The sequence below is a fragment of the Lysinibacillus parviboronicapiens genome (assembly GCF_003049575.1).
Taxonomy (GTDB): Bacteria; Bacillota; Bacilli; order Bacillales_A; family Planococcaceae; genus Lysinibacillus; species Lysinibacillus parviboronicapiens.
Genome location: NZ_PYWI01000001.1, coordinates 503,600 through 524,105, shown reverse-complemented (window position 1 = coordinate 524,105; position 20,506 = coordinate 503,600). Strand labels below are relative to the sequence as shown.

Genomic DNA, 20,506 nt, shown 5'->3' with positions numbered 1-20,506 from the left:
TAAATAGTGCAGCTGTGTCAATCGAAGATGTACCTGTCTCGTTCATATAATTAAGTACATTCATTTTATAGTCAGCTGAATATTTTGTATAGGATTTTAAGAAAGCCTCTACACCATTTTTTTGATATCGGCGAATCCAATCACTGACAACTCGATCTGTCACTCCGATATCTTTCGCAATTCCACTCATGGATTCATCTCCATTTAAGTATCGTTGAACTGCTTGAATACGTTGTTCAACACTTACTTTGCCATAAAAAAACCCCCGTAAAAGTTAGATTGGTGTCTAACTTTTACGGGGCAGATCACTTTGGAGTGGATGCTTTTTTAGTTGTGAAAAAGTGACTAATATTGTGCTTCAGCCACTTTTTTGACACGTTCTAGAAACTCGACAACTACCTTGTCCGAAGCAAATAATAAAAATAATTTTACGAACCATTTTAACGGATTATTTGTTACAGTATAAGTAAAAGAAGTCTTTGTTTCATTTATTTTAATTAATTCATAGTAAGCTGTAATTTCAAACATATTAGCGAGTGTAAAGCCTACTTTCAGTATTTTTTTTTCAGGTGTATTCGTGTATTCCAATGTTTCAACATCATACTCTTCAATGCGTTTTCCTTCTTTATATTTTTGACGATAAACACTGCCAACCACTTCTTCCGTTATTTTCATAGGTTTGTTTTCAACTACTTGTGGCATAATCTTTTGCAAATCAGCTAAAGAGCCATCAAGCAATCTCCAAATATTTTCTATGGGTGCATTTATGTTAATAGCCTTTGTCCATGTTTTCATCAAAAAACACCTCTACTTCCAATAATAAAATGACTGATTTTTTTATTTTATCCTTTAAATCTGTGCCTCAAACAGAAAATTTAAGGCTATTACTAAATGTAATTGTACTGGATAGTTGTAAAGGAATATATCTATTTGAGAGTTATTAACTTTAAATAACATTTCACTTTGTTGATAAAAATAATCTATCGAACAATATTTTGCATTGTATTAATATTATGGTGAGTAATATGTCTTTTTTTAGGTATACTGTATAATTATTTTTTAAAGGAATGTTGTGGAATTGAACGGAGGCTATGTCATGCTAGTGGAATTTAGAGTCAAAAATTGTTTAAGCTATAAAAATGAAACATTATTTTCAATGGTAGCAGGCAGTCGAATTCGAAAATTGAAGGATACACATACCATACAAGGCGAATCATTACATCTGGTGAAAAGTGCCTTTATATTTGGACCAAATGGTAGTGGGAAATCTAATTTATTCGCCGCTATTAAAGTGCTACGCTCACTATTGTTCAACTTTGAAAACTTAAATAATGTCAAACAGCTTCGTTTACCATACCAGCCTTTTAAACTGGGTGGTTATTCCGGGACACCAACAGAATTTATGATCTCTTTATTATTAGAAGATTCTCTTTACGACTATGAAGTACAATACAATGCTGAACAGGTCCTTTTTGAGCGCCTGACCAAAACATCGAAAACGAAAAAAGTAGAGTTATTTGTTAGAAGGTGGGATGGTACGGATTACTCGTATGAAGCCGCGCAAAGCACATCACTGGAGCTGACAAAATATACACGCAATAATACTGCTTTCTTATCCGTTTTAAATGTTTTTAATGATGCCGATGCAACGAAAATTTTTGATTGGTTTTTACATAAAATTTTATTTTTAGATGAAGCCTATCGTTTATCGGGTCATCCGCTCATCCGTAAGCTTGAGGAAGAGCCATTTAAAAGAGAAGTCTTGAAGTTACTAAAAATTGCAGACTTTTCAATTCAAGATTTGACAGCGAGACGTGTAGAACGCAGAGAAAAAAATACAATTGGCTATGATTTCGATACGCCAGATATTATTCAAGAAGTTGATATTGATTTACATTATTTATCGTTTGATGAAGTAGGTACACCACTTGGTACAGAAACTATTAATTGGACCATGGATTCAAAGGGAACTGTGCGTATGCTACATTTGTCATGTGTCATAGTGGATGCATACAATAAGGGGAAGACAATTTTTATCGATGAGTTTGATACGGCTTTTCATGTGTCAATTTGCGAATTTTTAATGGCTATTATGAATAGTAAGCGCAATGAAAACAATCAATTTGTTGTGACGAGTCATGAAATTGACTTATTGGATCAACCACTACGCTCCGATCAAATTTGGTTCGTCAATAAAAGTTTTAAAAATGAATCTGAGTTATATTCTTTATTCGATTTTGCCGATTTGCACAAGAAACGAGGAGATATTTCGTACGCAAAGCGTTATTTAAAGGGAGAGTTTGGCGCAACACCAGTTATTAATGAATACTTATCAAAACAATATTTAAGTGAATTGGAGGTATCTGAGCAGTGAGAGTACGTCAACAAGGAAATCGAACACTGCGTAAAACAATCTTAATTTATTGTGAGGGTGAAACTGAGCGCATTTATTTTGAACAACTGCGTATTTTAAAGCGTTCAAAAATGGTGAGTGTCAAAATTAAAAATGTTAAGCGCTCTGCCATTAAGCTGGCACAGCATGCATTTCGAGATTCCAGCTATCAATATTTTGACGAGGTATGGATAGTTTTTGATAAGGATGATTTAACAGAAAAACAGTTAGAGGAAGTAAATGTGTTTTGTGAGGAAAAAAATATTCAAATCGCCTATACAAACGAAGCTTTTGAACTGTGGCTTCTGTTACATTTTGAAGAAGTTGATGTAAAGGAAAAATACCCCAGAGCTGTATTGAATGATAAAATGGAACAGCATCTTGGGGTGGCTCGCTATTTTCGTCATAAAGCTGACGAAACAATCATTGCGCCGATAGCGTTGCGGCACGAGGTGGCTATTAAAAATTGTGCAGATATGATGGCGCTTCGAAAGACAAAAAGTCGTGATAATCCTTATTGCAATATCCATGAAATGATCCAATACATATTCTAAAAAGCACAGCAGGCTTTCTATCCATAGACGGAAAGCTTGCTTTTTTTCTATTTATGTTTTTACATTGAATTTTCCGAATTAATTTATTTTTTATTGAATTTAGGTTGTAATTTTAAACTGAGTATAATAAAATAACTTAAAACATATTAAACCTAGTAAAATTATAAAGATTATAGGGGTGGCAGAATACATATGACAGCGCCGTTAATTTCTATACAGCAAGTAAGTAAAACATTTGCTGAGCAATCTGTACTCAATCAAATATCATTAGACATACAAAAAGGTGAAGTGATTGCCATTTTAGGAAAGAGTGGTTGTGGTAAAAGCACCCTATTGAATTTAGTAGGAGGCTTTGAACAGCCTACTACAGGGCAGATATTTTTGGACAATCAAGTTGTAACAAAAGCAAGTAAACGCTGTATTATGCTGATGCAAAATTATGGATTACTTCCTTGGCGCTCAGTTCAAAAAAATGTTGAATTAGCACTAGAAGGAACAACTTTGACGAAGCTGGAGTGTCAACAACGTGCACAGCAATACTTAAAGCTCGTTGGTTTAGATAGTCGGTTAACGGCATTACCAAGCGAGTTATCGGGCGGGATGCAACAGCGCGTAGCAATTGCGCGCGCATTAGCGATTCAACCAGAAGTGATTTTGATGGATGAACCCTTTGCGGCACTCGATACTTTTACACGTTACTATTTACAAGATGAGTTACTTGCCATTCAAAAAGAAGAACAAACGACTATTTTATTAGTGACACATGATATTGACGAAGCCATTTATTTGGCGGACCGCATTTTTATAATGAGTCCAAATCCTGGGCGTATACACCGTGAATTACAAATACGGAGTACAAAACCAAGGGATCGTTCACATTCGGAATTTCAACATTTTCGTGAAGTCATTTTCAATGAATTCCAGTTTACGCATCCCAAAGACACCATCGAATACAACATTTAAAACGGAGGAAAAGACATGAAGAAGAAATTAGGTCTACTCTTACTTGTATTGACAGTACTACTTACATTAGTAGCTTGTGGAAAGAATGAAGAAAATGCAGAATTTCAAGTTGCTGGTGATAAAAAAGTGGTGAAAATCGGTTACTTACCGATTACACATGCAGCTCCACTTTATATGCAAACTGACAAGGGATACGAAAATTATGCCATTGAGCTTGTGAAATTTGGGTCATGGCCTGAACTGATGGATGCTTTAAATACGGGCAAAATAGATGGTGCATCTGTCCTTATTCAATTAGCGATGAAAGCAAAGGAGCAAGGAATTGATTTAAAGGCGGTAGCTCTCGGGCATCGAGATGGCAATGTTTTAGTTGGCGCCCCTGATATTGAAAAAGTAGAAGATTTACAAGGGAAAAGTTTTGCCATACCAAATAAATACTCTACGCATAATATTTTGTTATACCGCATGCTACAAGACGCGGGTTTAAATTATGATGATGTCGACGTTGTTGAATTACCTCCAGCTGAAATGCCAGCTGCGTTAGCGGAAGGTCGTATCGCAGGATATGTAGTGGCAGAACCATTCGGTGCTCTTTCTGTGGCGCTTGAAAAAGGGAAGGTATTATTCCAATCAGAGGATATTTGGCCAGATTCAATTGACTGTGGATTAGTCCTTCGTAGCGCATTTATTGAGGAACATAAAGACATAGCCAAACAGTTCGTAACTGACTATGCAGCTGCTGGCGAGCAAATGAATACAAGTGATAAACATGCCCATGATGTTGTTGCAAAGTACATTAAAGTGGATGAAGAAGTTCTAGATTTATCGTTAAATTGGATTTCTTACAATAATTTAAAAATCGAAGCGGATGCATATTCAATTTTAAGAGATTCCTTAATGGAGATGGGCTTATCAGAAGAGCCACCTACGTATGAAGAATTTGTAGATGCGACGTTAATGGAACAATAAGGTGGCATGGATATGAGAAAATTAAACAAAATGGGCCCAATTGTGCTTGGCATTGTGTTGTTAGTTGGTGTATGGCAACTGGTAACGGTCCTTGGAGGACATGATGCAGCTTTATTTCCTCCTCCGTTAGCTGTATTTACTGCATTACTTGCTACAATTAAAGATGGCTCTATTTTTGACCATATTCAAATTAGTCTTTTTCGTTTTTTTAGTGGTTATTTGTTAGCAGTTATCGTGGCCGTTGTTCTAGGCTTGTTTTTGGGCAGATGGCTAAAGATTTGGGCTGTTATAGATCCAATAGTGCAGGTGTTACGCCCGGTATCACCAATTGCTTGGTCGCCATTCATCGTACTTTGGTTTGGAATTGGCAACATGCCAGCCATAGTCATTATTTTTATTGCAGCATTTTTTCCGGTACTCTTATCGACAGTGTCAGCCGTAAAAAAAGTCGATGCTGTATATTTACGCGTGGCAGCTAATTTTGAAATGTCACAGTTTGATTTATTGCGAAAAATTGTTTTTCCTGCTGCATTTCCGATGATTGTAAACGGATTACATATGGCATTAGGTAGTGCGTGGATTTTTCTTGTAGCAGGAGAGATGGTTGGTGCGCAGTCAGGACTTGGTTTTTTAATAGTCGATGCCAGAAACTCACTAAGCCTTGATTTAGTAATGGCTGCCATTATTGTCATTGGTGTACTCGGTTTACTATTAGATAAAGCAATACGCTATTTTGAGACCTGGGTTGCAAAAATTTGGGGCGGTCAAGGAGTCTAGTTACAATTAATGGCTACTTGAGTAAAGGGGTATTAGTGAATGGTTCTACGAGCTGTAAGAGGGATGATAATAGCGCTGTTGAAAGTTTTATTGATGAACTTGCATTATTATTGTCTGTACAAAAAGAACTGCTCCAATAAATTATTGGGCAGCTCCTTTTTGTATCGCACGTATTTGAATTGCTTCGCTACGCTCGCCTGTATTTTTCGAGTAGTAACCTAATTCTACTTTATCACCAGTCTTGGCATCGACGATTTCTTTATAGCAAATATCTAAGTGTTCACTGCCCCATAAAATCATGGCGTTAAATACGGGTTCCAACGCTTTACCAGACTCAGTCAAGGAATAGGCATAGCGGGGTGGATGAGCAGAATAGAGCGTCGATGCCACAAGCCCTGCATCTTCTAAGGATTTTAAACGAGCAGACAATAAGTTTGCAGAGAGTCCCGGCAAATTTAATTTAATATCATTAAAATTTGTTTGTCCGATTAGTAGCTCATGTACAATGAGCAAAGTCCAACGATCACCGATAATATTCAATGTTTGTGCAATATTGCATGGTAAGTCATAACGTGTTTTCATAATACTTCCCTCCATGCAGTAGTGTAGCACAAAATATAATTTTTAGTAAATTCAGTTGTTTTTGTTAAGTGAGTATAATAAAATAACTAACATAAAGAAAAAACAAACTATTCGGAGGTATTTACTATGGGTTTATTTTTAGTAGAATCAACAGTAAGTGATGTATCGAACAAGGAGCAATTTGCAGTATTAGTAGAGCGTGTAGGTCAAAAGCAAAATGTTTCAGTAATTGAAGTACAGGTTGCAAAAGATTTTAGCCGTGCGTACTTTATTGTGGAGGCGAATGAAGTGACTCAAGCAACAGCCGCCTTAACGGAACAAAAAATTCAAGCGGATTTAGTAAAAGAAGTTCGTCTTGTTGGAAAAGAGCTTGAAGATGTGAAACAAAATCAAGAAGTTGTTAACTACTTAGTGGAATGGGAGATTCCAGCGGAAATTACAATGGATCAGTATCTTGCTCGTAAAAAGAAAAACTCAGTGCTTTACGAAGAAGTACCTGAAGTGCATTTCTCTCGCACATATGTATGCGAAGATATGACGAAATGCTTATGCTTTTATGATGCGCCAGACGAAGCTGCAGTGAAACGTGCACGTGATGCAGTTCAAACACCAATTACGTCTTTAACAGAATTAGCCGATAAATAGGAATTATCATCGGTGGGTCTCGATAGATATTTAGTTGAACTGATGGAACATTTGCGGCTGCAAGACTTCTCGTTTTAGCGCAAGAATCTTAGCACTCGGTAGTAATGCGGAAAAAAGGATTGGAGTGGTAACCATGGCAGTAGATGCAGAAGTTTTACAAGCTTTAATTGATGAAAAATTAAAACCGTTGGTAAAAAAGATTGATGAGGAAGCTTATTATGCGGAGGATTTTTTATACGCGCTAGGTAAGGCTGGATTTTTTGCTTCAACACAAAAGGATGAGCAGACAACGCTACTAGATGAGCTAACTATTGTACAAGAGACGGCGAAAGTTTGTATGACAACTGCATTTTGTTTATGGTGCCACCTTGCCGCATTAACTTATATACGTAAAACGGATAATGAACAATTACGTGCTAATATTTTGACACTACTCGAAAGTGGTGATGTACTTGGTGCGACGGGATTATCAAATCCGATGAAATACTATGCTGGCTTGGAGAAGATACATCTATCAGCAGAGCGTGTAGAGGGTGGCTATGTCATAAATGGCGTGCTACCAGCAGTGTCCAACTTAGGGGAAAATCACTGGTTCGGAGCCATTGCACTTAATGGCGAGCAGGAAGTAATGGTGTTCGTCAGTACGGACAATGCAGATATTACGTTAAAAGAGAAAATACACTTTTTAGGCGTCAATGGCAGTGCGACCTATACATGTAAGTTTGACAATGTGTTTGTTGCGGATGACTATGTCGTTACCCATGAAGCGAGCTCCTTTGTCGATATCATTCGCCCGACATTTGTCCTGTATCAAATTCCCCTTGGCTTTGGTGTAGTTGCATCTTCGGTTGAAGGCATTGAAAAGGTCAAAGCCAAACAAAATGGTTGCAATGAATATTTGCAGATACAGGCTGAGGAATTGACAGGGAAATTACAGCATCTGCAAACGACCTTGAAAAATCTCATACAATCGGGTGAGGTAAATTTACAAGCTATTTGCCAAATTCGGTTACAAGCGGTTTATGATACATTAGCAGCGGTGCAAGCGAATATGCTTCATAATGGCTCGGCTGGCTATATTGCTGGCAGTACCCCTTCTCGTAAACTTCGAGAGGCATACTTTTTCGCAAATTTAACGCCAACAGTAAGACAGCTTGAGAAAATGACACAGATCTTAAAGAAAGCTGAATAGAGTAGCAGCAAGGTTTCAGACTGTCAACAAACTTAGAGATTGAGTTTGTTGACAGTCTTTTTCTTTTAAATATAGAAGTATCTATAATGAACTCGTTGATTTTCACTGTGGCGGATGCTTTTCGCGGGCATGGCTTCAGTCTCCTCGACGCTACGTTCCTGCGGCTTCTTTAACTCATGCTATTTCTGTAGAAAGCTTTACTCTGTAGCGAAAACTCGGGTACAAGCAACAATCGCTCAGGTACAAGCAACAATCTTTAAGGTCAACTGTAAGGCTTTAAAAAGTCCATACAGGCGTGTTTCCTGTTGCTGCCATGAATATAAAGAGGCTCAAGTATTTTTGGCAAGTTAGGAGCAGCATAGGTCAGGAAGCTATACAAGTTGATTGGAGTGAACGGCGCGATACTCTTGCAGGAACAGCGGAAGAAAAAAATTCAAGCATGTTTGTTCTAGCGAAACATATAGTGTGTATAGAGCGTAATTAGTACTGGTACGAAAGGGGATTGCGTGGATAAATCTTGGTCAGATCAGCGCAAAGATGCAGATGGCAATGCAAAGGATAAGCAACTAGAACAGTTTCGTATCAATAATGATGGAAAAAAGATGAACACCAATCAAGGTATTAAAGTTTCAAATGATGAGGATTCATTAAAAGCTGGTGTGCGTGGTCCAACCATCATGGAGGACTTTCACTTTAGAGAGAAAATGACACATTTCGATCATGAGCGGATACCAGAACGAGTTGTGCATGCAAGAGGCTTTGCAGCACATGGAGAATTTGAACTATATGAGTCCATGAAAGAGTTTACGAGGGCCAATTTTTTGCAAGACACAAGTAAGAAAACACCGGTATTTGTAAGGTTCTCTACGGTAGTCGGAAGCTTAGGTTCAATGGATACCGCTAGAGATGTTCGAGGATTTGCAACGAAATTTTACACTGAAGAAGGCAATTACGATTTAGTCGGCAATAATATACCTGTATTTTTTATACAGGATGCCATTAAGTTTCCTGATTTAATTCATGCGGTCAAACCCGAGCCACACAATGAAATGCCACAAGCAGCCTCCGCTCATGATACATTCTGGGATTTTGTTGCAAATAATCAAGAAATAGCTCATATGATTATGTGGCATATGTCTGATCGAACGATTCCTAGAAGTTTTCGTATGATGGAAGGCTTTGGCGTTCATACGTTTCGCTTTGTGAATGACAAGGGAAGGTCCCGATTTGTTAAATTTCATTGGAAGCCTGTATTAGGTGTACATTCACTTGTTTGGGATGAGGCGCAAATCATTGGGGGTAAAGATGCTGATTTTCAACGACGTGATTTATGGGAATCCATTGAAATTGGTGATTATCCAGAATATGAGCTTGGAGTACAAATGATTAACAAAGAAGACGAATTCAAGTTTGATTTTGATATTTTAGATGCCACGAAGCTTTGGCCAGAAGAGTTGGTGCCAGTTAAAAAAATTGGAAAAATGACATTGAATCGCAACGTGGACAATGTTTTTGCAGAGACAGAACAAGTCGCTTTTCACCCCGGAAATGTTGTGCCGGGCATTGACTTTACGAACGATCCACTTTTACAGGGACGATTATTTTCTTATATAGATACACAGCTTATTCGTCTAGGTGGTCCAAATTTTGCTGAAATTCCGATAAACAGACCTATTTGCCCAATTCATAACAATCAGCGCAACGGCTTTAGCCGACAAACCATTAACTTAGGGAAAGTGAGCTATCATAAAAATTCACTGGCAGGTAATACTCCCTCAACATCTACCGAAAAAGAGGGCGGTTTTGTCCATTACGAAGAAAAGGTCGAGGGACGTATTACGCGAGCAAGAAGTAAATCATTTGATGACCATTTCTCACAAGCAAGACTCTTCTGGAATAGTATGTCACCACCTGAAAAACAACATATTATCGATGCCTTTAGCTTTGAGGTAGGGAAAGTGAAAAGTAAATCTGTTCGGCAACAGGTAGTTGATATGTTCGTCCATGTGGATAAAGTGATGGCGACCACTGTAGCTGAGAATATTGGTGTTAATCGACCAACTGGTGAACAATCAAAGGTCACAGCCTCATCCCCTGCACTTAGCCAGGCAAATACAATAAAATTACCGCAAACACTAAAAGTGGGTGTACTAATTGGTGATGGATTTGATGCTAATGAAGTGGGAGAGGTACTGAAATTTTTAACTAGGCAGGGTGTTCGATATAGCATAATTTCTGACAAACTTGGTGTAGTTACAGGCAGTAATGGCGTTCAGTTAATGGCAAGTGAAACATTCATCACAACGGATGCAGTGTTATTTGACTCGTTATATGTTGTAGGCGTTCGAGCTGACAATCAGGCGAAATTTAATACACATATTGTAAATTATATAAATGAAGCATATCGACATTATAAACCGATTGGTATTGCCGCTTCAGGTATGACATTTTTTAATATGTCTAATGCGAATGTAGGATCAGGCATAGTAATGGCGACAGGCAACACCAATTTTGCTAAAAAATTTGTAGAAGCTATTGCACAGCAACGTTTTTGGCAGAGAAATATCTATTAGCTCTTTATGACGTTAAATGCTTCATTTTAAAAAAAGTTACGACGAAAATAATGTTTCTAGCAGTGATATAATGTCTGGTCCTATTATTTGATGTGGATGATGTTATAAGGTATCAGAGATAATATAAAAGGGACTATTCGACACTGAACAGTCCCTTTTATAATGACTACGATTTCACCAAAATAATAGGATAGTAAATCTTCCCTATGAGTCTCTACCCATTTCGTATATACTTGTATTGACTATATTTTGAGAAAGGGACCAATATTATGCAATGCGTTAGGAAAGTATTTTTTTATATGGCAGCGCTCTTCTTTTTTGTAGCCATATCTGATCAGGCTCTCGCAGCCAAATCGACAAATTTTTATGAATATAGTAATGCTAAGGGTGTTACGGTCATTAACTATCATTCGTTTGGCGATTACAAAGAAATTGCCAACATTAATATTACAGCAAAGTTATTTCGTGAGCAGTTACAAATGCTAAAGGACAGTGGCTATACGACCATTACTGAAGCGCAACTAATTGCTTATTTACAGGGGCATGGACGCATTCCTGAAAAATCAGTATTTTTAACGATTGATGATGGCTATGAAAGTGTATATACGATAGCTTACCCTATTTTAAAGGAGATGGGCATGCAAGCAACATTATTCGTGATTGTGAATGATGTGGAAACGGGCTTAAGAAAAGGCGTACCCATGTTGAACTGGCAACAAATAAAGGAAATGTCCGACTCATCGATTATTCAAATAGGTAATCATACATATGATTTACATTGGCGTGGCAAAAATGATGCGCCAAAGCACGAGGCTATGATTCTAAATCAAACGAAAGAGGGCAAGTCGCTAACAAATGATGAACGTCGACGTTACATCCTTGAGGACGTGACAAAAGCGCATCAATTAATAGAGAAACATACAGGGAAGGCCCCTACATCCTTTGCCTACCCATATGGTGTATATGATCGAGTGGCTGAGCAAGCAATTAAGGCTGCTGGTTATCAAATCGACTATTCAACACAGGGTGGTTTTAATATGTTCGGTGATGGAACCGTCCATATTAAAAGAATTGATTCTAGTAATCGTGTAAGTGCACAAGACTTAAAAAGGATTTTAGAAAAATATCAGAAACAGGCAGAGCAACATTATAAAAATCGCGATATTCAAGTCGAAGCACAAGTAACAGCCGACAAAGTAGCACTGAAAGCATGGTTGAAGAGTGATATGAAGAATAGTACACTTCAGGCACAAGAAACTCGATTTGAGCTCTATAAAATGGTGAAGGGTGAACGCCAACTACAGCGTAATTTTGGCAGTTATCTTGTAAAAGCGAGTAACAATACAAGGGTCATGTCAACAGAAGAGAATGTAACAAATTACGAAGCTGGTGGCTACTCTGTAAAGATAATTATGTTAAAGCAGAACGGAAGTAAAGAGGTTTTTTGGATTAATTTTAATCGATAAACCAGAAAGGAGAAGTCTCTTATTCGTCTTTTTCAAAGGTGATGAGAGACTTTTCTTGTGCTACTGGATTGTAACCTTGTTAGTGGTCGCTAGATTCTTACAAAATCTGCATGACCAATGCAAAGATAATGCCATTTTGGAGACTAATCAATGTAGTGTTTGCTTTAGACAATCTAAAAGAGGTAGTCATACAAATGGCATCCCATTGCATTGAAATTTTGGAAATGTTAAGGTGAGAGATGAGGTGAATTTAGTGGAAAAGTTTTATATAGCAATTATTGGCGCAGGTCCAGGGGGATATGTAGCAGCCATTCATGCAGCAAAAAGTGGCATGAAGGTCGCTTTAGTTGAACGTGGTAAAGTGGGAGGGGCTTGCTATAATGTTGGCTGTATTCCGTCCAAAATTTTATTAGAGCATAGTAAGCTAGTGCAAGAAATAAAGCGCGGCAATGATTGGGGTATTGAAACAACTACGGTGAATGTGAATTTTGCGCGTTTAATGCAACGCAAAGATATTATCATTGGTGAACTACTAGCGAATATAGAGCGTTTCATTGCGAGTAATGATATTACATTTTATCGCGGCGAGGCAACTGTTGCGAAGGATTTAACGGTAACGGTTGGAGCAGAGACGTTTGCAGCTCATGATGTTATTTTAGCAACAGGCAGTAAACCTTTTGTACCACCGTTGGAAGGCTTAGATTCCTCAACATATTATACGACAGATACCTTTTTTGATATGAAAGAGTTACCTAAGCAATTAACCATTATCGGTGGAGGTGTAATCGCAGTAGAAATGGCATTTAGCTTGGCACCACTCGGAACGCAAGTAACAATGCTGAATCATAGCGCAGATATTTTACAAACGGAAGAATCGGATGCACGACCAATTATTCGTGAAAAGATGAAAAAGCTTGGTATTAAGCTTGTGACAGATTTTCAATTTGAGCATGTTGAAGGCAATGAAATTCACACGTCTAAAGGAATCTATACATACGAAAATTTATTATTTGCCACAGGGCGTCGTCCAAATACAGATATCGCCCAGCAGTTAGCACTTGAATTTGATGGGCGATTAATTGCTGTAAATGAGCATCTTGAGACGAGTCAGCGGCATATTTACGCAATTGGAGATTTAGTGGGTGGTTATCAGCTAGCACATGCTGCGAGTGCGGAAGGCATTCATGTTATTGAGCATATTTTAGGAAACAGACCTGCATTGATTGACCAAGCATTAATCCCACGTTGTGTTTATACACATCCTGAAATCGCCACATTTGGTTTGCTAGAACAGCAAGTTGAAGGAGAATACACGGTAACAAAAATGCCGATTCAGACAAATCCGAAAGCATTGATGGAAGGCAATAACGAAGGTTTTGTAAAGCTAATTGCAACACAAGAAAATGGGCAAATTCTTGGTGCATGTGTAGTTGCAGATGGAGCAACAGAAATGCTGAATGCCATTTTAGCTACGAAGCATGCAGGTGGTTCAGCACGAAACTTAGCTGAAATGATCTTCCCGCATCCAACGGTATCTGAGCATATCGATGATGCAGCGAAAGCTGTATTTAGAAAGGCAATTCATCAATAAAAACAAGAGATTGTTCAAAAGGTCAGCTGTGAATGACTTTGGTGGCGGCCTCTTTTTTATTTTATGAAATGATAATTTATCTTACATCCTTTAAAATATCATGAATACCTATTGACTTTGTAGGATATTGTGATAAATTAAGTTTATAAGATTACTTGGTTTTAGCGTAACGAAACAGGCTGACTAGTCATCTAGAGGCATCTATTTTATACAGGGAATTCCCCTCTATGTATAAAATAGATGCCTCTTTTTTAGGTAAAGGAGGAAAGAAAAACAATGAAGCTAGGATTTTGGCTACCGATTTTTGGCGGATGGTTACGCAATGTAGAAAATGAACATATGCCGGCAACATTTGATGATGCAAAACAAGTAATACAAACAGGTGAAAAGCTTGGTTTTGATGTAACTTTAATTGCAGAGTTATACCTCAATGATATTAAAGGTATTGATGCAGATGCACTTGAAGCATGGTCAACAGCTGCAGCACTGGCAGCAATTACTGAAAAGGTAGAAATATTAGCGGCAGTTCGACATAGTTGTCATAATCCAGCTGTAACAGCAAAAATGGCTGCAAATATCGATCACATCGCCAGAGGTCGTTTTACATTAAATATTGTGTCAGCTTGGTGGGAACAAGAGGCGAAGCAATACGGTGGTTTTTTTACAGAGCATGGTGAACGTTATGATCGCACAGAGGAGTTTGTCACTATTTTAAAGGGTTTATGGACAGAACAATCATTTAGTTATAACGGTAATTATTACAACCTAGAAAATGCACATTTAGCGCCAAAACCAGTGCAAAAACCATTTCCAAAACTGTATGCAGGAGGCGAAAGTGAACGCGGCAAGCAGGCAATTATAAATCAATGTGATGCCTATGTAATGCATGGTGGTACAGTCGGTGAGGTAGCTGAAAAAATAAAAGATATGATAACACGCCGAGAGTCTGCAGGGAAAGCATCATTTGCAACATTTGGAATGGCGGCATATGTCATTGTTCGTGATACAGAGAAAGAAGCACAGGCTGAGCTAGCACGAATTACCAATGTACAAAATACGGCAGGCTATGTAGGCTTTGGCGATTTTACAAGTAAATCAAAACTGGAACAGGAAATTACTTTACAGGATTACTCAGTATCCAACAGGGGCTTACGGCCAAATTTAGTTGGTACACCACAGCAAGTCGCTGAGTGAATTTTAGCGTATGAGGCTGTGGGCGTTAACTTACTGTTACTACAATTTTCACCACAGTTAGAGGAAATGGAACGTTTTGCAAGGGATGTTATGCCTTTAATAAAAAGCAAAACAGCGATCTTACAGTAAGGAGCGACAATATGACGGCCAAAATTTATATACTCCATGAAAATGATGCATGGACAATGCATTTAGTTAAGCGTTTAAAGGAGCAAAATCTTCCTTATGAGACATGGCATCTTGCAGAAGGTTTCGTCGATTTGTCAGAAGAGCCGCCAAAAGGCATATTTTATAGTCGTATGAGTACCTCATCACATACTCGGGGACACACTTATGCACCTGAATTAACAGCAGCACTTCTTGCTTGGCTAGAATTCCATGGTCGAACAGTTATTAACGGTAGTCGCGCGTTACGATTAGAAATTAGTAAAATTCATCAATATACAGCGCTTGAAGCTGCAGGTATTCAAACGCCGAAAACGATTGCAACCGTCGGTAAAAATCAGCTCGTAGCAGCGGCTGAAAAAATTGGTACAACATCGTTCATTACAAAGCATAATCGTGCAGGTAAAGGGCTTGGGGTACAGTTGTTTCATTCAGTAGAAGCACTAGAAGCTTATGCGCATAGTTCTACGTTTGAACCGCACGTAGATGGTATCACGCTAGTACAGCAATATATAAAGGCGCCTGAGCCCTACATTACTCGTTGTGAATTTGTTGGAGGCAAATTTTTATATGCTGTTCGTGTAGATACATCAGATGGTTTTGAGCTTTGCCCAGCTGAAGCTTGTCAAATCGGTGACTTCTATTGTCCTGTGGGAGATTCTTTGCCGCATAGACCAAAATTCAGTATTGTGGATGATTTTTCGAGGGAACTAATAGAGCAATATGCAACATTACAGCAGTATGAAAAATCATTCCAAAGCATGTAAAGATGACTTTTAAAGACAATGCCATCAACAATCAAGTAAATATTTTTGGCATTGGGGAAGACAAGGAAAACAACAAACTTAAATACAAAGGGAGTGGCTAAAGTGACAAAAGTAGTCATTATTAATGGTAGCAATACAAGAGATTCACGTGTTACAGCGATACATGAAAAGGTAGAGCGTTTTTTCAAGGCACAAAGAGTAGCGATACATGCCAATTATGTGCATGAATTACCGACAGCAGATTTAATTAAGGCCAATTTTGCTAGTGAGGCGATTAAAGCGGAAAATAAACAAGTAGAGGAAGCAGATATTGTCGTGATTTTAACGCCGATATATAAAGCCTCTTACACGGGTATTCTAAAAACTTATTTAGATTTATTGCCTCAAAAAGCGTTGGAAGGTAAAACGATTTTACCCATAGCAGTTGGTGGGTCAATTGGACATTTGCTTGCTTTGGAATACGCCCTTAAGCCGGTTTTAGCCGTATTAGGAGCTACAGATATTGCACATTCTGTCTACATTGTTGACAGACAAATTATTCGACTAGAAGACGGAGGCTTTGCAATTGAGGAAGACGCTATTAAACGTCTAGAAGTAGAATTGCACAAGTTACAGCAGATTGCTACCGTTAATTAGCAAAAGTGTGTCTAACATATCCATAAACATGTATCTATTGGATCATGTCTGTGAAATAAAAAAGTAGCGCATCATAGGAAAAATTATCCATGATGCGCTTACTATTAATTTGTTTCAGGTTCATCCAGTAAGGTTTCCTTGTCCAACGTTGTTGTAGAAAGGTATAAGAAAGCTTCATCTTGTAATAACGAGATTTTCTCCTCACAAATACCATGCGCTAATGGTCCTGAAAAAATTGATTCCCACCATGTTCCTGTTGTTGTTGACATTATCTACGCCCCCGTTTCAATTCATCATATGTAATTGTATATTTCCCGAGATCAAAAAAAGTAAAACATACCTTACACAACTTCATTTTTAAATTTTTACACCAACATCACCCATTGCCAAAAGAGGAATTTTGCTCTTCGATGTTGTATCGTATAGACAATGATAGTTTGTTTCAAAAAGACAAAACTATGTATGCCATTATAAAAAAAAGGGGTGTTTTTTATGAATTTTACAACACAAGATGTTGAAAATATGATTGCAGAGCAACGCACATTTTACTTCTCACGCGCGACAAAAGAAGCAAAGTTTCGAAAAGATCAATTAATGAAATTAAAGAAAACCATTTTAAAATATGAAAAAGATGTATTGAATGCTTTGTATTTAGATTTACGAAAAAGTGAGTTTGAGGCATATGCAACAGAGGTTGGTATTGTTCTCGATAGCATTTCATATATGGTGAAGCATGTGGAAGAATGGATGAAGCCGGAAGCTGTAAAAACCCCAATTCAGTATCAGATGGGGAAAAGTTTCATTGTTCGAGAACCATATGGTGTTACATTAATTATTGGACCTTTTAATTATCCATTTCAACTCGTGATGGAGCCATTAATTGGCGCGATCATTGGCGGGAATACGGCCATCGTAAAACCATCTGAAACATCGGTGCATACAGCAGTAATGATAAAAAAAATAATCGAGGAAACATTTGATTCCTCTTATATTCGTGTTGTGGAAGGTGAAAAGGAAGAAGTAACAGCACTTATTCATGCCTCCTTTGATTATATCTTTTTTACCGGAAGCGTAGCAGTTGGGAAAGTAGTAGCAAGAGCAGCAGCTGAACGTTTAACGCCAATTGCACTTGAGCTTGGTGGAAAGAGCCCAGCGATAGTGGATCAAACAGCTAATTTAGAAGTAGCTGCAAAAAGAATAGCATGGGGTAAATTTACAAATACGGGTCAAACTTGTGTAGCTCCAGATTATGTGCTTGTTCATAAGGATGTCTATGAAAAATTTATAAAATTATTAAAAGATACAATTCGTTCTTATTATGGAAAAAATGCTTTGAAAAGTCCTGATTACGGTCGCATTGTGAGTATGAGACAATTTGATCGCCTGCACCAAATTTTAGTGGAAGAGCGTGATGTGATAACATACGGCGGTCGATCAGATCGCGATGATTTATATATTGAGCCTACGATTATTGAACAGGTAAAATGGTCAAGCCCTTCGATGCAAGATGAACTATTTGGACCGATTTTACCAGTTATGGTATATGATGATTTGCGACTTGCTATCCATCAAATTCGGCAATTACCAAAGCCATTAGCTGCATATTTTTTCTCGGAACATGAAAAAGCCATTCAATATTTTTTAGAAGAGCTACCGTTTGGAGGCGGCTGTATAAACGATACAATTACACATGTCGGAAATCTACATTTGCCGTTTGGCGGCGTTGGTCCTTCAGGAGTAAAAGCCTATCATGGTAAGGCAAGCTTTGAAAACTTTACACATCCAAAATCCATCTTGAAGAAATCATCGAAGCTCGAAACGAATGTTCTGTTCCCACCTTATAAACAAAAGGTGAAACTTGTCCGTACCATTATGAAATAATATGAATGGAGGTGTCTTTGCACTATGCTTGCGACGCCTCCATTGTTAAGTTACTATAGGAGTCATTTTATTTTTGCCACATTGTATCTCACTTCAATGGCAATAGTTTGCCGTGATCCTGGGTAATCTTATTTGTAATCAGTATTTACAAGACTTTTGCTAATTTTCCGTTAGTAGAATAAAAAGATTGCTAAATATGTCTTATTCCACTTAAATGACAACCAATACCATTATTTTATAGTAGAGCTACTGAAAGGTTTCTTCAATTTTTCTGCATAAATAATAAATTCTCCGTTAGAATATACATTTCAATGACGTTTTTGATGATATTTATAAATTTTTGTTGTATAACAATATGTACCAACATACACGATTTGGCGTTGTCGATAAATGGCGATTTATGATAACTAAGGCTAAATTCAATATATTATCAAAATGGTAGCGTTTTCATTGAAAAAACGTATCGTGAAGCATTTCATTTATAGGTGAATAAGTAGTAAAATAAATTTATTAGAATGTGGGGGTATTCATTTTGTCATTTTATGTCGAAAAAACAACAGATGATGAAATGAGTGTTGAGATTGATTGGAGGACTATGAAATGTATGCAGAGGAATTGTTAAGTGCATTACCTTTGAAAAAAATTATTGGTGAGCTACCAGACCAAGTCAGTGATATTGTGATTGATTCGCGTAGTGTGCAACCCAATAGTATGTTTGTTTGCATAAAAGGTTACACAGTAGACGGTCATGACTATGCTGAGAAGGCTGTAGAAGGTGGCGCAACGATTGTGTTAACGGAACGTCAATTACCGTTAGCGAATTCCATTGCACAAGTTATTGTAAAAGACACGGAACGGGCAGTTGGCTTACTAGCGGCTAAGTTTTTTGATTATCCCTCGAAAGATATCACAATGATTGGTGTGACAGGGACAAATGGTAAAACATCAGTGACGGGAATAATTCAAAATATCATGCATGGTATGGGCGAGAAGTCTGCACTATCTGGAACAATTGGTTTTAATTTAAATGGTATTTTATATGAATCTGCAAATACGACGAGCGATGCATTATCGACGCAACAAATGATTTTCCGTGCAAAAATGGAGGGCTGTCGTTTAATGACGATGGAAGTTTCTTCGCATGGTTTAGCACTTGGACGTTTAGCTGGTGTCGATTATGATGTAGCTATCTTTACGAATCTTACACATGATCATCTTGATTTCCATGGTACGATGGAGGAATACGGCCATGCAAAGGGCTTATTATTTTCTCAACTTGGACAAGATTTAGAAAAGAATAAATATGTGGTGTTAAATGCTGATGATGCTTGGTCTGAGCGCTATGCAGCGATGACACCTTTCCCAGTATGGACATATGGTCTAAAAAATGAAACGGCCGATTTTCATGCCATTAACTGTGAGTATCATGACTACATGACCTCTTTTGACGTGGTAATGCCTGAAGGCACATTCCCTGTCAAAATGCAATTGCTTGGTGAGTTTAATATATACAATGTACTTGCAGCGATGGTTGCATTTTATGGTCGTGGCTACTCTATGGAAACAATTATTGAGCAAATTGAACAACTACCACCAGTTAAAGGACGAATGGAGAAAGTTTGTTCAGATTTACCCGTACAAATTTTTGTTGATTACGCTCATACTCCTGACGCTATTGAAAAAGCGATTGCAGCGGCTGAGCCTTATAAAAAAGGCAAGTTGATTTTCTTAGTTGGCACAGGAGGTAATCGAGATAAGTCAAAACGTCCAGCGATGGCGGAGAAAGCATCAGCAGCAGATTATGTGATTTTAACGACTGATGACCCTCGCTATGAAGATTACGATAGCATTACTGGGGATCTTGCAAAAGGAATGCTACATAAGAATTATGCATGTATTGGTGATCGTGCTGAAGCAGTCCGTCATGCAATTGCAGTAGCTGAACCTGGTGATATAATTATTTTTGCTGGAAAAGGGCATGAAGATTATCAAATTATTAAAAATACAAAATTTCCACATAGCGATGCTGAAATTGCTGTAGAGGCAGGACGTTTGAAATTTGTCTAATGCTATTTCGTTCAGATGCTATGAGCAGAGGACGCCAATTATTTTTTGTTAACGCCTTTGAATTTTTTTCGAAACCTTTTAGTTAGTGACTA

General features: G+C 37.8%; 17 protein-coding genes and 2 pseudogenes. 15 read left to right on the top strand and 4 right to left on the bottom strand.

Annotated features, from left to right (window positions below):
* Window positions 1-190, bottom strand: a 190-nt coding sequence (locus C9J35_RS02480; protein ID WP_235616176.1) for a helix-turn-helix domain-containing protein, incomplete at its 3' end; no start/stop codon positions are given.
* Window positions 191-345: 155 nt separating this feature from the next.
* Complete coding sequence (locus C9J35_RS02475; RefSeq protein ID WP_107923285.1) at window positions 346-795, bottom strand: SRPBCC family protein; 450 nt, start codon at window positions 793-795, stop codon at window positions 346-348.
* Between the two features lie 301 nt (window positions 796-1,096).
* On the opposite strand from C9J35_RS02475, the gene C9J35_RS02470 reads away from it, so the two are divergent.
* The 5 genes from C9J35_RS02470 to C9J35_RS02450 all read left to right on the top strand — a co-directional run bounded on the left by C9J35_RS02470 (window position 1,097) and on the right by C9J35_RS02450 (window position 5,655).
* A complete protein-coding gene (locus C9J35_RS02470) occupies window positions 1,097-2,374 on the top strand; it encodes an AAA family ATPase (RefSeq protein WP_107923284.1) in 1,278 nt (425 codons plus the stop codon).
* Window positions 2,371-2,946 carry an RloB family protein gene (locus C9J35_RS02465; protein WP_107923283.1) on the top strand — a complete coding sequence of 192 codons (576 nt, stop codon included), beginning with the start codon at window positions 2,371-2,373 and terminating at the stop codon, window positions 2,944-2,946. Before C9J35_RS02470 ends, C9J35_RS02465 begins: the two co-directional genes overlap by 4 nt.
* 192 nt (window positions 2,947-3,138) lie before the next feature.
* Window positions 3,139-3,909: an ABC transporter ATP-binding protein gene (locus tag C9J35_RS02460; RefSeq protein ID WP_107923282.1), complete on the top strand. Its 771-nt coding sequence runs from the start codon at window positions 3,139-3,141 to the stop codon at window positions 3,907-3,909.
* A 15-nt stretch (window positions 3,910-3,924) separates the two neighbouring features.
* The gene (locus tag C9J35_RS02455; protein WP_107923281.1) at window positions 3,925-4,878 is read left to right on the top strand and encodes an ABC transporter substrate-binding protein; all 954 of its coding nucleotides are present in this window, start codon (window positions 3,925-3,927) and stop codon (window positions 4,876-4,878) included.
* A gap of 12 nt (window positions 4,879-4,890) precedes the next feature.
* On the top strand, window positions 4,891-5,655 hold the full coding sequence (locus C9J35_RS02450; RefSeq protein WP_107923280.1) for an ABC transporter permease: 765 nt from the start codon (window positions 4,891-4,893) through the stop codon (window positions 5,653-5,655).
* A 141-nt stretch (window positions 5,656-5,796) separates the two neighbouring features.
* On the opposite strand, the gene C9J35_RS02445 is transcribed toward C9J35_RS02450, so the two are convergent.
* On the bottom strand, window positions 5,797-6,237 hold the full coding sequence (locus C9J35_RS02445; protein WP_054767055.1) for a winged helix-turn-helix transcriptional regulator: 441 nt from the start codon (window positions 6,235-6,237) through the stop codon (window positions 5,797-5,799).
* A 126-nt stretch (window positions 6,238-6,363) separates the two neighbouring features.
* On the opposite strand from C9J35_RS02445, the gene C9J35_RS02440 reads away from it, so the two are divergent.
* The 8 genes and pseudogenes from C9J35_RS02440 (at window position 6,364) to ssuE (ending at window position 16,466) form a co-directional block, all read left to right on the top strand.
* A complete protein-coding gene (locus C9J35_RS02440; RefSeq protein WP_107923279.1) occupies window positions 6,364-6,882 on the top strand; it encodes a DUF4242 domain-containing protein in 519 nt (172 codons plus the stop codon).
* A 133-nt stretch (window positions 6,883-7,015) separates the two neighbouring features.
* Complete coding sequence (locus C9J35_RS02435) at window positions 7,016-8,074, top strand: acyl-CoA dehydrogenase family protein (RefSeq protein WP_107923278.1); 1,059 nt, start codon at window positions 7,016-7,018, stop codon at window positions 8,072-8,074.
* Between the two features lie 506 nt (window positions 8,075-8,580).
* Complete coding sequence (locus C9J35_RS02425) at window positions 8,581-10,647, top strand: catalase (RefSeq protein ID WP_107923276.1); 2,067 nt, start codon at window positions 8,581-8,583, stop codon at window positions 10,645-10,647.
* A 269-nt stretch (window positions 10,648-10,916) separates the two neighbouring features.
* The gene (locus C9J35_RS02420; protein WP_107923275.1) at window positions 10,917-12,113 is read left to right on the top strand and encodes a polysaccharide deacetylase family protein; all 1,197 of its coding nucleotides are present in this window, start codon (window positions 10,917-10,919) and stop codon (window positions 12,111-12,113) included.
* Between the two features lie 253 nt (window positions 12,114-12,366).
* Complete coding sequence (lpdA, locus tag C9J35_RS02415; protein WP_107923274.1) at window positions 12,367-13,704, top strand: dihydrolipoyl dehydrogenase; 1,338 nt, start codon at window positions 12,367-12,369, stop codon at window positions 13,702-13,704.
* Window positions 13,705-13,980: 276 nt separating this feature from the next.
* A pseudogene (locus C9J35_RS02410) lies at window positions 13,981-15,027 on the top strand (LLM class flavin-dependent oxidoreductase).
* A gap of 11 nt (window positions 15,028-15,038) precedes the next feature.
* Window positions 15,039-15,788 (top strand): annotated as a pseudogene (locus tag C9J35_RS02405) (ATP-grasp domain-containing protein); the annotation flags it as partial.
* 144 nt (window positions 15,789-15,932) lie between these two features.
* The gene (ssuE, locus tag C9J35_RS02400) at window positions 15,933-16,466 is read left to right on the top strand and encodes an NADPH-dependent FMN reductase (protein WP_107923272.1); all 534 of its coding nucleotides are present in this window, start codon (window positions 15,933-15,935) and stop codon (window positions 16,464-16,466) included.
* Between the two features lie 104 nt (window positions 16,467-16,570).
* Here ssuE and C9J35_RS23450 read toward each other — a convergent pair whose 3' ends face one another.
* The gene (locus C9J35_RS23450; RefSeq protein WP_167395907.1) at window positions 16,571-16,735 is read right to left on the bottom strand and encodes a hypothetical protein; all 165 of its coding nucleotides are present in this window, start codon (window positions 16,733-16,735) and stop codon (window positions 16,571-16,573) included.
* Between the two features lie 223 nt (window positions 16,736-16,958).
* Here C9J35_RS23450 and C9J35_RS02395 point away from each other — a divergent pair, with 223 nt between their 5' ends.
* Both C9J35_RS02395 and C9J35_RS02390 read left to right on the top strand, forming a co-directional pair.
* Entirely contained in the window at window positions 16,959-18,347 is a 1,389-nt protein-coding gene (locus C9J35_RS02395) for an aldehyde dehydrogenase (protein WP_107923271.1), read from the top strand.
* Between the two features lie 600 nt (window positions 18,348-18,947).
* Entirely contained in the window at window positions 18,948-20,414 is a 1,467-nt protein-coding gene (locus tag C9J35_RS02390; protein ID WP_107923270.1) for a UDP-N-acetylmuramoyl-L-alanyl-D-glutamate--2,6-diaminopimelate ligase, read from the top strand.
* Window positions 20,415-20,506 lie beyond the last annotated feature (92 nt).